Origin of the sequence: Aromatoleum anaerobium (assembly GCF_012910705.2) — a bacterium.
Lineage (GTDB): Bacteria > Pseudomonadota > Gammaproteobacteria > Burkholderiales > Rhodocyclaceae > Aromatoleum > Aromatoleum anaerobium.
The window spans coordinates 507,605-522,485 of sequence record NZ_WTVG02000037.1 but is presented as its reverse complement, the minus strand read 5'-3'; the positions used below and the strand labels follow the sequence as shown (position 1 = coordinate 522,485).

General features: G+C 67.0%; 15 protein-coding genes. 11 read left to right on the top strand and 4 right to left on the bottom strand.

The genetic code is table 11. From position 1 onward, the window contains the following. Nucleotides 1–151: 151 nt before the first annotated feature. Nucleotides 152–1,216 (top strand): class II fructose-bisphosphate aldolase, encoded by a 1,065-nt coding sequence (gene fba / locus GO606_RS08510; RefSeq protein WP_169117535.1) that lies wholly within the window; start codon nucleotides 152–154, stop codon nucleotides 1,214–1,216. A gap of 12 nt (nucleotides 1,217–1,228) precedes the next feature. On the opposite strand, the gene GO606_RS08505 is transcribed toward fba, so the two are convergent. Then, nucleotides 1,229–1,999, bottom strand: a complete 771-nt coding sequence (locus tag GO606_RS08505; protein WP_169117534.1) for a DUF3047 domain-containing protein — start codon at nucleotides 1,997–1,999, stop codon at nucleotides 1,229–1,231. Between the two features lie 204 nt (nucleotides 2,000–2,203). Here GO606_RS08505 and GO606_RS08500 point away from each other — a divergent pair, with 204 nt between their 5' ends. The 7 genes from GO606_RS08500 to GO606_RS08470 all read left to right on the top strand — a co-directional run bounded on the left by GO606_RS08500 (nucleotide 2,204) and on the right by GO606_RS08470 (nucleotide 8,732). After that, nucleotides 2,204–2,875, top strand: coding sequence for a TIGR04283 family arsenosugar biosynthesis glycosyltransferase (locus GO606_RS08500; RefSeq protein ID WP_169117533.1), 672 nt, complete (start codon nucleotides 2,204–2,206; stop codon nucleotides 2,873–2,875). Nucleotide 2,876: 1 nt separating this feature from the next. Next, nucleotides 2,877–3,551, top strand: a complete 675-nt coding sequence (locus GO606_RS08495) for a TIGR04282 family arsenosugar biosynthesis glycosyltransferase (protein ID WP_169117532.1) — start codon at nucleotides 2,877–2,879, stop codon at nucleotides 3,549–3,551. 161 nt (nucleotides 3,552–3,712) lie between these two features. After that, nucleotides 3,713–5,941 carry a putative bifunctional diguanylate cyclase/phosphodiesterase gene (locus GO606_RS08490; RefSeq protein ID WP_169117531.1) on the top strand — a complete coding sequence of 743 codons (2,229 nt, stop codon included), beginning with the start codon at nucleotides 3,713–3,715 and terminating at the stop codon, nucleotides 5,939–5,941. A gap of 132 nt (nucleotides 5,942–6,073) precedes the next feature. Next, a complete protein-coding gene (locus GO606_RS08485; protein ID WP_169117530.1) occupies nucleotides 6,074–6,475 on the top strand; it encodes a PA2779 family protein in 402 nt (133 codons plus the stop codon). 73 nt (nucleotides 6,476–6,548) lie between these two features. Next, complete coding sequence (locus tag GO606_RS08480; protein ID WP_169117529.1) at nucleotides 6,549–7,445, top strand: PA2778 family cysteine peptidase; 897 nt, start codon at nucleotides 6,549–6,551, stop codon at nucleotides 7,443–7,445. A gap of 48 nt (nucleotides 7,446–7,493) precedes the next feature. Next, nucleotides 7,494–8,195 carry a YiaD family glycine zipper/OmpA-like lipoprotein gene (locus tag GO606_RS08475; protein ID WP_169117528.1) on the top strand — a complete coding sequence of 234 codons (702 nt, stop codon included), beginning with the start codon at nucleotides 7,494–7,496 and terminating at the stop codon, nucleotides 8,193–8,195. A gap of 213 nt (nucleotides 8,196–8,408) precedes the next feature. Next, nucleotides 8,409–8,732: a sigma 54-interacting transcriptional regulator gene (locus tag GO606_RS08470; RefSeq protein ID WP_425532197.1), complete on the top strand. Its 324-nt coding sequence runs from the start codon at nucleotides 8,409–8,411 to the stop codon at nucleotides 8,730–8,732. A gap of 130 nt (nucleotides 8,733–8,862) precedes the next feature. Here GO606_RS08470 and GO606_RS08465 read toward each other — a convergent pair whose 3' ends face one another. Next, entirely contained in the window at nucleotides 8,863–10,164 is a 1,302-nt protein-coding gene (locus GO606_RS08465) for an IS1182 family transposase (protein ID WP_246979332.1), read from the bottom strand. 48 nt (nucleotides 10,165–10,212) lie between these two features. On the opposite strand from GO606_RS08465, the gene GO606_RS08460 reads away from it, so the two are divergent. Beyond that, nucleotides 10,213–10,995 carry a sigma 54-interacting transcriptional regulator gene (locus GO606_RS08460; protein WP_169119905.1) on the top strand — a complete coding sequence of 261 codons (783 nt, stop codon included), beginning with the start codon at nucleotides 10,213–10,215 and terminating at the stop codon, nucleotides 10,993–10,995. On the opposite strand, the gene GO606_RS08455 is transcribed toward GO606_RS08460, so the two are convergent. Together GO606_RS08455 and GO606_RS08450 are read right to left on the bottom strand one after the other, a co-directional pair. Continuing rightward, a complete protein-coding gene (locus GO606_RS08455) occupies nucleotides 10,942–11,382 on the bottom strand; it encodes a peroxiredoxin family protein (RefSeq protein ID WP_169119891.1) in 441 nt (146 codons plus the stop codon). The two genes, GO606_RS08460 and GO606_RS08455, sit on opposite strands and share 54 nt — an antisense overlap. Nucleotides 11,383–11,630: 248 nt before the next feature. Further along, entirely contained in the window at nucleotides 11,631–12,041 is a 411-nt protein-coding gene (locus GO606_RS08450; RefSeq protein ID WP_169119892.1) for a hypothetical protein, read from the bottom strand. Between the two features lie 498 nt (nucleotides 12,042–12,539). Here GO606_RS08450 and GO606_RS08445 point away from each other — a divergent pair, with 498 nt between their 5' ends. Continuing rightward, entirely contained in the window at nucleotides 12,540–13,817 is a 1,278-nt protein-coding gene (locus GO606_RS08445; protein WP_169119893.1) for a DUF3422 family protein, read from the top strand. 78 nt (nucleotides 13,818–13,895) lie between these two features. After that, nucleotides 13,896–14,831: a phosphoribosylaminoimidazolesuccinocarboxamide synthase gene (locus tag GO606_RS08440; protein WP_169119894.1), complete on the top strand. Its 936-nt coding sequence runs from the start codon at nucleotides 13,896–13,898 to the stop codon at nucleotides 14,829–14,831. Nucleotides 14,832–14,881 lie beyond the last annotated feature (50 nt).

Sequence of the window (14,881 nt, the reverse complement as noted above, 5' to 3'; positions counted from 1 at the left end):
CGACGGCACGGCCCGGTACGTCCGGGCCGCTTCACTTTAAAACCCGGCTCGCGGACTCTCCGACCCGGCGCCCGTGAACAGGCTAAAATGCGCGCCTCGATTGATCTGTCGCACGTCCGCAGAGCCGGCGACCCAACTCCGGAGAAGTATCATGCCCCTCGTTTCCATGCGCCAGCTGCTCGATCACGCCGCCGAGAACGGCTACGGCCTGCCGGCGTTCAACGTCAATAACCTGGAACAGGTCCAGGCGATCATGGAAGCGGCCGCCGAGGCCGACAGCCCGGTCATCATGCAGGCTTCGGCCGGCGCGCGGAAATACGCCGGCGAGCCGTTCCTGCGCCACCTCATCGACGCGGCGATCGAAGCCTACCCGCAGATCCCGGTCGTCATGCACCAGGACCACGGCCAGTCGCCGGCGATCTGCATGGCCGCGATCCGCTCGGGCTTCTCGAGCGTGATGATGGACGGCTCGCTGCTCGAAGACGGCAAGACCCCGTCGTCGTATGACTACAACGTCGCGGTGAGCCGCGAGGTGGTCAAGTTTTCCCACGCGATCGGCATTACCGTCGAAGCCGAGCTCGGCTGCCTCGGCTCGCTCGAGACCGGCCAGGCCGGCGAGGAAGACGGGCTCGGCGCCGAAGGCACGCTCGACCATTCGATGCTGCTGACCGACCCCGACCAGGCTGCCGACTTCGTCAGGCAGACCGACTGCGACGCGCTCGCGATCGCGATCGGCACCAGCCACGGCGCGTACAAGTTCAGCCGCAAGCCGACCGGCGATATCCTCGCGATCGAACGCGTCAAGGCGATCCACGCACGCATCCCGAACACCCACCTCGTCATGCACGGCTCGTCGAGCGTGCCGCAGGAACTCCTCGAGATCATCCGGCAGTACGGCGGCGACATGAAGGAGACGTACGGCGTACCGGTCGAAGAGATCCAGACGGCGATCGGGTTCGGCGTGCGCAAGATCAACATCGACACCGACATCCGCCTCGCGATGACCGGCGCGGTGCGCAAGTTCATGGCCGAGAATCCGTCGAAGTTCGACCCGCGCGAGTTCCTCAAGCCGGCGCGCGAAGCGGCCAAGCTGGTGTGCAAGGCGCGCTTCGAAGCGTTCGGCTGCGCCGGCCAGGCGAGCCGCATCAAGCCGATGCCGCTGGAAAAAATCGCTGCCCGTTACAAGAGCGGTGAATTGACCCAGGTCGTGCGCTGAGCGCGCATCGCGTCATCGCTCGGCGACGAAGCGCAGGTCGCCGAACAGCGTCGTCACCTGCTCGCCGGTGTTGTCGGTATCGGCGCTGACGGCGATGCCGACGATGCGCGGCGCGGCTTCGCCGAAGGCCGCGCGGAAATCGGCGGCGACGTTGCGACGCACGCTTACCCACTGCCCGGCGTGCGCTGCGCCGCTGGCGACGACGACCATCCTGACGCGGTCGGTATAAGGGTTCGGTCCGATCGCGCCCGGCGGCTGCGCCGTGCCCCATACGTACGCGATCGCGGCCGCGGGCAGGTCGGCTCCGTACAGGGCGCGCCCGAGCGTGATCCTGGCCCGGTCGGCGAGCGACAGCCGTTCGACCGGATAGTCGAACAGCACATACACCCTGCCGGCGTAGTCGTCGCCGCCTTTGTGGCCGAAGTCCGAGCCGGCCACCGGGCGGGAAACTTTCCAGCGCCATTCCAGCACCGGCGTTTGCGCCGGATCGACGTCGAGCGGCTGGGCAAGCGTCGACGCGGCGGCGTCCGAGCGGACCCGCAAGACCGTCCGGCCGTCGTCCTCGACGAGGTCGAAACGGTTCTGCCGTTCGACTCGCGGCAGCGGCTGGTGTCGCCACGGAGCGGGCGGCGCCGTGCCGGGTTCGGCCGCCGAGAACGGCGCCGGCGTCTGCGCCAGGATCGGCGACGGGAAGATTTCCGCGGCAAACGCCAGCAAACCCGCTGCGACGATCATCCCCGCGCGGTACGCGACGCGGCGGCGAAATCGCAACACTCTTTTCATGCGCGTCTCCCGCAGGATAAGGTTGTCCAGGCCGCCTCGCGCGGGGAGCGTTCCATTGCGGCGGACGGCGACGACGACGTGACTGTCGCCAGTGTAGACTGCGGGCCGATGCCGTCGGCAGGTTCGAAGCAGACGCGCCTCGCGCAGGCGCCCGCCCCACGGAGAACACACATGCCTGCCCCGCTGCCCCGGCTGCGCTAGACGATGAAGCTGTCGGTCGTCATCCCGGTCCTGAACGAGGCCGGCAACCTGCCCGGACTGCTCGCACGGCTCGCTCCGCTGCGCGCCCGCGGCACCGAGATCATCGTCGTCGACGGCGGCAGCAGCGACGGCTCGGCCGGGATCGCCGAACACGCCGGCGTCGTCACCCTCCGCAGCCCCGCCGGCCGGGCGTGCCAGATGAACGCCGGCGCCGACCGCGCGACGGGCGACGCACTGTTGTTCCTCCATGCCGACACGACGCTGCCGCCGTCCGCCGACCGCATCGTCGCTGCGGCGCTGCAGGGCAGCCACGCCTGGGGCCGTTTCGATGTGCGCATCGACGGCCGCAGCCCGATGCTGCGCGTTGTCGCGGCGATGATGAACCTGCGTTCGCGGCTCACCGGCATCGCCACCGGCGACCAGGCGATCTTCGTCACGCGCCAGGCTTTCGACGCCGTCGGCCGCTTTGCGCCGTTGCCGCTGATGGAAGACATCGAACTCTCCCGACGCCTGAAGGCGATCTCCCCGCCGGCATGCGTGCGGCAGCGCGTGCGCACCTCCGGACGGCGCTGGGAGACGCGCGGCGTGTGGCGGACGATCCTGCTGATGTGGCGGCTGCGCTGGGCGTGGTGGCGCGGGGTGCCGGCCGAGCGGCTCGCCGAGCGGTACCGCTAGGATGACTGTCGACGTCGCGGCGAAGCCCGTGCGCATCCTCGTCTTCGCCAAAGCGCCCCGGCCCGGCTTCGCCAAGACGCGGCTGATCCCCGCGCTCGGCGCCGTCGGTGCCGCGGCGCTTGCGCACCGCATGCTGGACGATACGCTCGCAGCCGCCGTCGCCGCCGCGGTCGGGCCGGTCGAACTCGTTGCGACCCCGCACGTCGGCACACTCGCCTGGAGCGATATCGCGTTGCCCGCCGGAATCGCCGTCACCGACCAGGGCGAGGGAGACCTCGGCCGGCGCATGGCCCGCGCGATGCGACGTACCGCCGAACGGGGCGAAGCGGCGCTGCTGATCGGCACCGATTGCGTCCACCTCGGCCCCGCAGTGCTGCGCGCCGCGGCGGCGGCCCTGCGCACGCACGACGCCGTGATCCACCCGAGCACCGACGGCGGCTACGTGCTGCTCGGCCTGACGCGTTTCCACCCGCGGCTCTTCAGCGACATCGCGTGGAGCACCGAAACGGTCGCAGCGGTGACGATCGCCCGCCTTCGCGAGATCGGCTGGTCGCTGCACGTCGGCAAGGCGATGCATGACGTTGACGTGGCCGACGACCTGCGGCATGTGCCTGTGGGCCGGGCTGACGGAGACGGAGACGGAGACGGAGACGGAGACGGGCGGGCAAGGGAATAATCGCCCGTTATCCGCAGCGGCCTTTCCCGGAACATGCCGCTGGAGTATAGTCCGCGAGCTGCCCGGCCGTTACCATTTGTTACCACTCACCTCCGGTGTCGAATGGGGCGAACCGCTCGGGTTTTCATCATTCGCCCGCCGGTGCCAAGCCCTCTACTCCGATGATTTCGATCAAGACCATCCGCGGACTCCTGCTGATCGCAGCAGTAGTGTTTTCCACCGCACTCGTCGCAGTGACGCATTACGCGGTTTCCGGCGTCGTCGAACGCGCAGTGCGCGAAGAGGCGATGCGCGACGCCAGCACGTTCGCCGAGATGACTTCCCAGTCGATGTTCGAAGTGATGGTTGCCTGCGCGCCGGTGGTCCCCGTCGCGATCATCGCGGCATTGCTGATGGTGATGTACATCCGCCGGCGGATCGAGCGTGCGATCCGCGGCTTTGCGCACGACATCCGCTCGGTGAACAAACTTTCCGACCTGCGCCAGCTCGCGCAGACCAGCCTCGATTTCGGCTTCACCGAGTTCAGCCCGATCGCCGACGAGGTCAGGCAGCTGACCGAGCGCGTGCGCTTGATCGCCGTCGACAAGGAGATGCTCGAATTCGAGATCCGGCTGCTCGAAAAATTCATCCTGACCTCCGACGTCGTCAAGGACTGGCGCGAATACGTCAACCGCCTGCTGATCGACATCGACGACGTGATGCCGGCCTACGCGCTGTTCTCGATCTTCAAGATCGGCGACGACATCTTCGACCTCGAGGTGTTCTGGCGCTACGCGCCGTCGAGCGAGAGCAGGCGGCTGTTCGAGGAAATGGTCAAGGAATCGCTGAGCCGCAATCCGTATTTCACCGGCGGCTATGCGGTCAACATCGAACACAACGTCGCCGACAGCTCGCGCCAGATTCCCGACCTGGTGCACGGCGACCTCGAGGTGCAAACGAAATCGCTGCTGCTCGATGCGCCGAAAATCGGCGGCATCGTCGGCATCGGCATGCAGGCGCAGGCAAGCCCCGAGGCGACGCGCTGGCTGGTCGTCGAGAGCATTCTGTCCACGCTCCTGAACGTCGTCGGCTCGGTCAAGGCGATCGACAAATACACCAAGGATCTGGAGTATTACGCAACGCGCGACCCGCTGACGAACCTCTACAACCAGCGCGTGTTCTGGGAGCTGCTCGACAGCGAGGCGGTCCGTTCCGGGCGGCACGGGCACAAGTTCGGCCTCGCTGTCCTCGACGCCGACAACTTCAAGTCCGTCAACGACACCTACGGGCACAGCTTCGGCGACGTGCTGCTGCAGGAAGTCGCAACGACGATTCGCGGGGCGATGCGCGAGGACGATCTGCTCGCGCGTTACGGCGGCGACGAGTTCGTCGCGATCCTGCCCGAAACCGGGCTCGTCGGCACCATCGAGGTCACGCGACGGATGATGGAGGCGGTCGCCGGCCTGTCGATCGAAACCCCGGACGGTGCCCGCGTCGGCAGTTCGCTGTCGATCGGCATGGCGGTGTATCCGGACCACGCGGTCGAGACCAGGGATCTGTTCCTGTTCGCCGACAGCATGATGTACCGCGCGAAGGCCGAAGGTAAGGGCCGCGTCGCGATCCCGACCGAGCACGACGTCGTCGAAGTGTTCCGCTCGCTGTCCGAGAAAAGCATCCTGATCCTCGCCGCCGTCGAGGCGCGCGGCGTGATCCCGTACTACCAGCCGATCATCGATCCACGCACCGGCAAGGTCGAGGCGCTCGAAGTGCTTGCGCGCATCCGCCTCGAGGACGGCACGATGCTCGTCGCCGACGCTTTCGTCGGGATCGCGGAAAAAATGGGGCTGATGCACAAGCTCGACTACATCATGATGGAACGCGCACTCGAGGCGGCCGTCGCCGCGAACTACCAAGGCCTGCTGTTCCTGAACATGTCGCCGCGCGCGCTGGTGCTCAACGACTTCGTCCAGGAAACGCGCCGTATCGCTCGCGCATCGGGGTTCGAGCCGTCGCGCATCGTGTTCGAGATCACCGAGCGCGAAACGATCAAGAACATGGTGCTGCTCGAACGCTTCATCAATACGCTGCGCGCCGAAGGCTTCCGGCTGGCGATCGACGACTTCGGCTCGGGCTTCTCGTCGTTCCACTATGTCAAACGCTTCCCGATCGATTTCCTGAAGATCGAGGGCGACTTCATCCTCGGCATGAGACACAACGACAAGGACCGTGCGCTGGTGCGCAGCATCGTCGCGCTGAGCCGCGAACTGGGCATCCGCACCGTCGCCGAATACGTCGAGGACGGCGAGGTGCTGGCCGGCGTCATCGAGCAGTCGATCGATCTCGCACAGGGCTACCACATCCGCCGCCCCACGGCGTCGATCGCCGAAGCGCTCGACGTGCGACCGCATTGACATACTTTTCGATACGCCTTTGTCCTCGCGGGCGCCCTCCGCCGCACCTACAATGAAACGGCCCGGACCGTTCCAGTGCGCGAACGGTGGCGGCGCGACGATTCCCGGCGGGACAAGAAGAGGAGACGGATCATGAAACAGCTACAACGACTGTTCGCGATGCTGCTGGTCATCTGCTTTGCCAATGCGACAATGATCCAGGCCGCGCAGGCGGCACTCGTGACGACCGAACAGGTCGCCGGCATGGCAGCAGCTTCTCCTCAGGATTCGCCGCATGCGCGCCTCGGCGCGCTGATGACCCGCGCCGATGTGCAGGCCCAGCTCGAGCGCTTCGGCCTGAGTCCCGACGTCGCCAAGGAGCGCATCGCGGCCCTTACTGACGACGAAGCATCGCGGCTCGCGCAGCAGATCGAAAACGCCCCGGCCGGCGCCTCCGATGTGCTCGGCGTGCTGCTGTTCGTGTTCATCGTGCTGCTGGTCACCGACATTCTCGGTTTCACGAAAATCTTCCCGTTCACCCGCTCGATCCGCTAGCGCATCGAACGACGCCGTGCGGCCCGGCCCTCGTCGACACCCTGCGCTCCCTATCGCCGTGCTGCGCGCGGCAATGCTCCTGATGCTCGCGCTGACGGGCTGCGCAGTCCAGGTGCCGCGCCTGCTCGGCCACCCGCCACCCGATCTGCCACGGCAGGTCGAGCTGGTGCGGACGCCGTTCTTCCCGCAGCTGGAACTCCAGTGCGGACCGGCGGCGCTCGCGACGGCGCTGTCGGCGAACGGTCGCGCGATCCAGCCGCAAGCGCTCGTCGACAAGGTCTTCCTGCCCGGTCGCGAAGGGTCGCTGCAGCTCGAAATGCTCGCCGGGGCGCGCCGCCACGGCATGGTCGCGACGCTGCTGCCGGGTTCGCTCGAAGCGGTGATGCGCGAGACCGCGGCGGGCCACCCGGTGATCGTGCTGCAGAACCTCGGGCTATCCTGGGCGCCGACCTGGCACTACGCGGTCGTGATCGGCTACGACCTCGACGCGGCAACCTTCGTGCTGCGCTCCGGCACGACCGAGCGCCTCGAACTGGCGTTCCGCACCTTCGAACACACCTGGGACCGGTCGCAGCGCTGGGCCTTCGTCGCGCTGCCTCCCGGCAGGCTGCCGGTCACCGCGACCGAGGACGAAGCGACGCGCGCGCTGGTGGCATTCGAACGCAATGCGCCGCCCGAGGCCGCAGCGCGGGCCTATGCCGCCGCCCTCGCCCGCTGGCCCGACAGCCTGGTGCTGGCGATGGGTCTCGGCAACGCGCGCCATGCAGCGGGCGACAAGGCGGGCGCCGAACAGGCGTTCCGTGACGCCGCCGCGCGCCACGAATCGAGCGCGGCATGGAACAACCACGCCTCGGTGCTGCTCGAACTCGGGCGGCGCGACGAAGCGAGACGCGCCGCGCAGCACGCGGTCGAGCTCGGCGGCCCGCTGCGGGAAACCGCGCTCGCGACGCTGCGCGCCATCGACCGATAGCCTTGGGTCAGAATCAGTACACAAACCCAACAATACGTAGAGGTCATAATGATGAAAACAACCCTTCTTGCCACCGTCGCGACGCTGCTGATCGCCGGTTGCGCACAGAATCCCTACTATGGCGACACCGCAAAAACTGCCCGCGGAGCGACGATCGGCGCCGGCGCCGGCGCGGTGCTGGGCAGCGTCGTCTCGGGATCAGGCGATCGCACCAAAGGTGGCCTGATCGGCGCGGCCGTCGGCGCGACGGTCGGCGGCCTGATCGGCCGCCAGATGGACAAGCAGGAAGCGGAACTGCGCGAGCAGATGGCGGGCACCGGCGTCGAAGTCCAGCGCCAGGGCGACACGATCCGCCTGCAGGCTCCCGAGAACATCACGTTCGACACGAACCGCGCGGACATCAAGCCGCAGTTCCAGCCGGTGCTGGGCCAGCTCGCGCAGAGCATCCAGCAATATCCGGGCACCGTCGTCCAGGTCGAAGGGCACACCGACTCCGTCGGTTCCGCGAGTTACAACCAGACGCTGTCCGAGAACCGCGCCAGCGCGGTGCGCAGCTACCTGATCCAGCGCGGCGTCGAGGCGAACCGGCTGGCGGCGGTCGGCTACGGCCTGACGCGGCCGGTTGCCGACAACAGCACCGCCGCCGGACGCGCGCAGAACCGGCGCGTCGAAGTGCTGATCGTCCCGGCACAGCAGCCGGCGCAGCAACAGCCGGCGCAGCAGCCCGCCCAGCAAGCCCCGCGCTATTGACGTTGCCGTGCGCCCGGCAGCGCACGCGACACGCGCGACACGCGCGAACACGACGCCAGCAGAGCGCTCCTCGGGCAACTTCGGCTCGCGCCACTCGATTTTCGACGGGGACAACAGCACATGAAACAGATCTCTGCCGGCACAGGCAACACTTCGCCGACCCTCCCTGCGCGTCCCGAGCGGGCGCTCGACCCGGCGCGGCGACGCTCGCCGGTGGGGCCGCTGCGCGCGGCCGTGGCGCAGTCTGCGCCCGAGATCGAAAGTGGTTTCGGGACGATCATCGGCGAGGCACCGGTAATGCGGTCGCTGTTCGAAGCCGTCGCGCAAGTGGCCGACTGCGACGCCACGGTGCTGCTGATCGGAGAGACGGGGACCGGCAAGGAAATGATCGCGCGGGAGATTCACGAACGCAGCGCGCGCCGCAACCGCCGGCTGGTCAAGCTCAACTGCGCGGCCCTGCCCAGCGAACTGGTCGAAAGCGAGCTGTTCGGTTACGAAAAGGGCGCGTTCACCGGCGCGATCAGTCAGAGTTTGTGAATCTTTCGTTCGCAGGACCGATTAGACGCGCGAGCGGGGTTAACGCCGTTTTGCTGGGCGCGATAGGGTTTTTGCATCGTTTGTGCTGCTATCGACGGTTCATTTGACGTTTTTCCCCATTTTTCGCCCCTTAAACCCCGATTCCGGGAACTGCGGACGCACCTGTCCCTACCCCGAGCAATTCCGGTGCGAGGCTGACCATGCGCATCAGGTTGTGCGCCAAAGCAAAGATCAGCATCACACACTTGACCTTCGCCAGACCCCGCACCCGGAACTGCTGCAGGCCGCGGTTGCGGCTGTGCGCATTGACGCATTCGGCCGTTGCCGCTCGCCGCTTGTAAATGACCTTGGCCTCGTCCGTGCCCATCCGCTGCCGCCAGGCCGCCACCGCTTCGCTGTCGCCGGCCTTCGCCTGGTGCGGATCGACCGCCTTGTCCTTGGGTTGCGGCACCGGCCCATAAACGACGGTGCTCCGGCTCGCCTGCTCGATCTGCTCGTGCCCGACGTAGCCGCCATCGACCAGCCAAGCCTCCGGGGCCTGACCACAGCGCGCGGTGACCTGCTCGATCATCGGCACCATCTGCCCTTGGTCGCTGCCGACGGTGGCCACCTCGACCCCCACGATCACCAGCGAGTCGGCGTCGCTCGCCAGCTGCGGGTTGTACGCCGGCCGAAAGCCGCCGTCGCCCATCTTCATCACCGTCGCTTCGGCATCGGTCATCGACGCGCGCGCCTGGTCGGGGTTTTTGCCTTGCCGCTGCTTGATCGCTTCGATCTCGGGCAGCCGCGCCAGCGCTTTCTCAAGACGCGCTTCACGCTCTTTCGCCGCCCGTAGCCGGGCCGCTTCCCGCGCCCGTTCGGCCTGCGCCGGGTCCGCCTCCACCTCGGCTTTGAGCCGCGCCACGGCCGCGCGCGCCGCCTCCAGGTAGCCTTCGAGCTTCTCCTTGCGGCGAAACGAGCCCGCCCCGGCGCTGGCGCGCACCCGCATCCCGTCCTGCGCCACCTGTTTGAGCTTGACCACCCCGGCCGCCATCAGGCTGGCGATGCTCACACTCAACAACTCGTCCAGCCCTTCGCCCTGATCCTTGCGAAAGTCCGAAAGGGTGTGGTGATTGACCTGAACCCCGCCGCACAACCAGCGGTAGGCGTCATGCGATTCGAGCAGCCGTGACACCGCCCGCGCGCTGCCCACCCCGTCGAGCGTGGCGTACAACCACAGCGCCAGCAAAATCTCCGGCGCGATTGCCGAGCGGCCCACCCCGCCATCGACCGCACGAATCCCGGCGTAGAACCGTGACAGGTCCTGCCGCTCGACGTACGCCCACACCAGGCGCGCCCGATGCCCCTCCGGCAGCAGTGACTCCAGGTCACTTGCCCGAAACTCCATCTGCCCCCGGTTGGGCAGCAGCACCCGTGCTCGCATCTTCGTCATCGGCGCAAATCCAGACCTCGTAGCAAGACCTAATTATAACAACGGCATATAACTGGCCGGGGATTTTTCACAGCCTCTCAGCACAAGGGACGCTTCGAGACGGCCGACGGCGGAACCCTGTTCCTCGACGAGGTCGGGGATCTGGCAACCCCTGCCCAGGCCAAGCTGTTGCGCGTTCTCGAGGAACAGGAGTTCGAGCGGGTGGGCGGCATGCGCAGCGTCCAAGTCGACGTGCGGGTCATCGCCGCCACCAACCGCGACTTGGCGGATATGGTCCGTGATGGGGCGTTCCGCGTGGACCTGTACTATCGCCTGAACGTGTTCCCGATCCCGCTGCCGCCGCTGCGGGAACGCCGCTCCGACATTCCCCTCCTCGTGCGCTTTTTTGCCGACCGGTTCGCGCGAAAAATGGGGAAGACCATCCCCGGGATCGACCCGCGATCGCTGCAGCGACTGACCGAATACGCGTGGCCCGGAAATGTCCGGGAACTGCAGAACGTCGTCGAACGCGCGGTGATTCTCGCCCGCGGCGGCCTCCTCGACGTCGAGGTCGCCCTCCAGCGGCGGTTCGACGAGCCGCTCCAGGAAGCCCATGACCCCTTGCGCCAGAACGCTTCCGGCACTCTGGAAGCCATGGAGCGGACCTACATCCGCCAGATTCTGGAAGACCGGGACTGGATCATCGAAGGCCCGCGCGGCGCCGCGGCACTGCTGGGTCTCAAACCCAGCACCCTGCGCTCACGCATGCGCAAACTGCACATCGGTCGGCAGAGCTCGCTACCGGGCGGGGCTCCCCGCGACGGACTTGCGCAGCGCCAGCAGGGTTTCTAGCGCCGCGGCTTGATCCCAGTGGTACTCGCCGACCACCCGATAGCGTAACCGCCCTTGCGGATCGATCACGTAGGTGGTTGGCAGGCCCTGCACCGACCACTCCTTCAGCATCGCCTGGTCGCCTCCCAGGAGCACCGGAAAGCTCACCGGGATGGCCGAGAAAAACTGTGCCACCTGTTCGGCCTTGTCCTGGAAGTTCACCGCCAGGATCAACACCTGCTGATCGCGCAGCTGTTCCCACGCACGTTGCATCGCCGGCATTTCCCGACGGCACGGCGCGCACCACACCGACCAGAAGTTGATGACCACCACCCGACCGCGGTACGCCGACAACCGATGAGGATCCCCTTTGGTGTCGGTCAGCGTGAAGTCGGGGGCCGCGGGCATTTCGGGCACTGCGGCGAGGGTTCCGACCGCTCCCCCGACTGCCCCCGCCGTGGCGGCATCGGCACGGCTCGCTCCCGCCCACACAGCAATAACAATATATAAGCTCAACCCTGCTGCGACCGCCCCCGCCACCCTGCGGCGGGCGCGCCAAGATTGGCCGACCGCGCCCCTGTCCCGCTCAGCGCAGCGGAGACGCTGCGGAAAAAACCCCTGGTCCATCGAATTTGCTCAAAGGCGCGGGATCACTTCTACGGAGTAGTGTAGATCTGCTTTCTCATCGCCTCTTCGAGTTCATCCTGCATCTTCTTCGACCAAACCGTTTTCCCGTCGACCTGCAGCGTATCCACGTCGACCGCCTTGTAGAGCTTGTTCACCTTTCCAGTCACCGACACATCCTTGAGCGCATACCGCGCCTTCACGCTGCGATCGACGTTCGTCAGCATGTAATAGCTTCCGTCAGCTTGCTGGAGGACGAAGTCCCTCTCGAGCGCCACCATCGCATCGACCTGGTCGACCGGACAGACGAATCCCGACATTGCGCATTGCAAGCCATTGATCTTGCCGGTGAGCGTTTCGGCGAAGGCCGATAGCGGCATCAGCAGCAAGGCCATGAGCATGCCGGTCAGGTACCGTGACGAGAGTTTGTGGATCGAGAGCATTATCTTTTCTCCTCGGAGCTGGTTGAGTGGTCGCGTAGAGTTCCCGGAACTACTGACATCCATGGACCGCGACACGTCATGCTCTTCGCAGCCGTGCCGTTCCATGACAACGCATGACCCCCGGTGAGCCCACTACCGGCGCCTGCCAGGGATCGCGCGAATAGGCGACTGTCGTCGCTATCGATTACGGAGCAAAATTGGTGCCATGTTCTTGCACATGCTGCAGCGGTTTTCCCCAATGATATTTATTTCCGCTACTTATCATCTTTGCGGCTGATCCCGCGGCAGGCTCGGGGGTGGCGCGCGCAGTGCGCGATGCCATCGAAGCCACGACATTTCGTGGCGCCACGAAAAACTCCCGAGAACGCGGGGGGCCCGCGGCGCGCAACGACATTCTGGCCGCCTCCGCCGCAACGCGAAGGGGCATCGCTTGAAGAGGCTTTCTTCTCCGGCGGGTGACCGGTACCCTTGCGCGGTCCCCCGCTCTGCCCACCGATCATGCCCCTGTTCGAAGAACACCCCCAGCGCCGCGCGCTGAATGACGAAGTCCACTCGCGCCCGCCGGTGCCGCTCAATACGCCGGAGCTTGTCAGCTACCTCGCCTTCCTGCACGTCGACGGCAGCGCCGATCTGGAGGCCGCGCACCTTCATCAGCTCGCCGCGCAACTGGGCCTGCCGGAGCCCTCCACCGACACCGGCCACGTGTCGCTGGACGCCGGCGAATTTCGCCTCAGGTGGGAACGGCACAGTGAATTTTCGAGCTATACGTTCTTCCGCCACGGCGCCGATCATGCGCTGCTGGCGGTTCCCGCGGGGTGGCGCAAGGGCATCCCGGGTCAGCTGATCGTCGCCACTCAGGTCGAAGTGCGCGATGCGGACGATATTCCAGCGGAGACGGTCATTGCCCAGGATGGTCATGGCTTCACCCCGACCGTCGCGTCGCAGATCGCCGGCGGCGCAGGCTGGGTGCTGACCGACTTCCGCATCGTCGAGGGATTTTCGCGCTTCGTCGTCTTCAACCGCTCGCTGACTCCGCGGCAGGCCGGCCGCAGCGTCCAGCGGCTCGTCGAGATCGAAACCTACCGCGTCATGGCGCTGCTCGCGTTCCCCGTCGCGAAGGACGTCGGCCGGCTGCTCGCACGCGCCGAGGGAGAGCTCGCCGACCTGATGGACAACATGGGCAATTCGACTTCGACCGACGACGAACGCCGCGTCCTGAACCGGCTGACCCGGCTCGCCGCCGAAGTCGAACGCTCCGTCGCGCGCACGACGTTCCGTTTCGGCGCCGCCGCCGCGTACTACCAGCTGGTGCGCCAGCGCATCGAGGACCTGCGCGAAGTCCGCCTCGATGGCTACCCGCCGATCCGCGAGTTCATGGACCGCCGGCTCGCTCCGGCAATCGCGACATGCGCGACGATGGCCCGCCGGCAGGAAGACCTGTCGGGCCGCATCGCGCGCAATTCGCAGCTGCTGCGCACGCGCGTCGACATCGAGCTCGAGCGGCAGAACCAGGAACTGCTCGCGCAGATGAACCGGCGCGCGAAGCTGCAGCTGCGGCTGCAGGAAACCGTCGAAGGCCTGTCGGTCGTCGCGATCACGTATTACGCGTCGCAGCTCGTGCAATACCTCGCGAAAGGCGGCAAGGACTACCTCGCCCCGGCGACGCCGGAAGTCATCACCGCGGTGTCGATCCCGATCATCGCCGGCCTGGTCGCACTCGGCCTGCGCCGCATGCGCCGCCAGCTTGCCGCCGAGGAGGCGGTGCCGGGCCACTGACATTGAGCGGGCGCCGCGCGGCGAGCGGCGGTCCGACAAGCTGGCCTATAATCGCGTTTTGCCTGAATGAGTCCGATCGTGGCCCAACCCCTGTTCGAATCCACCCTCAAGAGCCTGCCGTTGCTCGGCCGCGGCAAGGTCCGCGACATCTACGCCGTCGATGCCGACCGCCTGCTGATCGTCACCAGCGACCGGCTGTCCGCGTTCGACGTGATCCTGCCGGACCCGATTCCCGACAAGGGGCGCGTGCTGACCGCGATGGCCGCGTTCTGGTTCGCGCGCCTCGGCCACATCGTGCCGAACCAGCTCACCGGCATCGACCCCGAATCGGTCGTCACCGCCGACGAGCGCGACCAGGTGCGCGGCCGCGCGCTCGTCGTCAAGCGGCTCAAGCCGCTGCCGATCGAGGCGGTGGTGCGCGGCTACGTGATCGGCTCGGGCTGGAAGGACTACCAGGACAGCGGCGCGATCTGCGGCATCAGGCTGCCCGCCGGCCTCGCGCAGGCGGCGAAGCTGCCGTCGCCGATCTTCACCCCGGCCTCCAAAGCCGACGTCGGCGATCACGATGAGAACATCTCGTTCGCCGAAGCCCAGACGCGCTGCGCCGCCGAGTTGACCGGTCTCCTGGCCGGCACCGGCACGAACGGCGCCCGCCTCGCCGCGCAGGCGCGCGACGCGGCAATCGCGCTGTATGCCGAAGCGGCAAACTATGCGGCCGGGCGCGGCATCATCATCGCGGACACGAAGTTCGAGTTCGGCGTCGATGCCGCCGGCACGCTGCACCTCATCGACGAGGCGCTGACGCCGGACTCGTCGCGCTTCTGGCCGGCCGACAGCTACCGCGAAGGCATCAGCCCGCCGAGCTATGACAAGCAGTACGTGCGCGACTACCTCGAGACGCTGACGTGGGGCAAGAAGGCACCGGGCCCGCACCTGCCGGCCGACGTCATCGCGAAGACCGCGGCGAAGTACCGCGAAGCGTTCGAGCGCCTGACCGGACAGTCGCTGGCCTGAGCAGCGCGGCTCGCGACGACACGCTGCCGCAACGTGTCGAAATCCTCCTG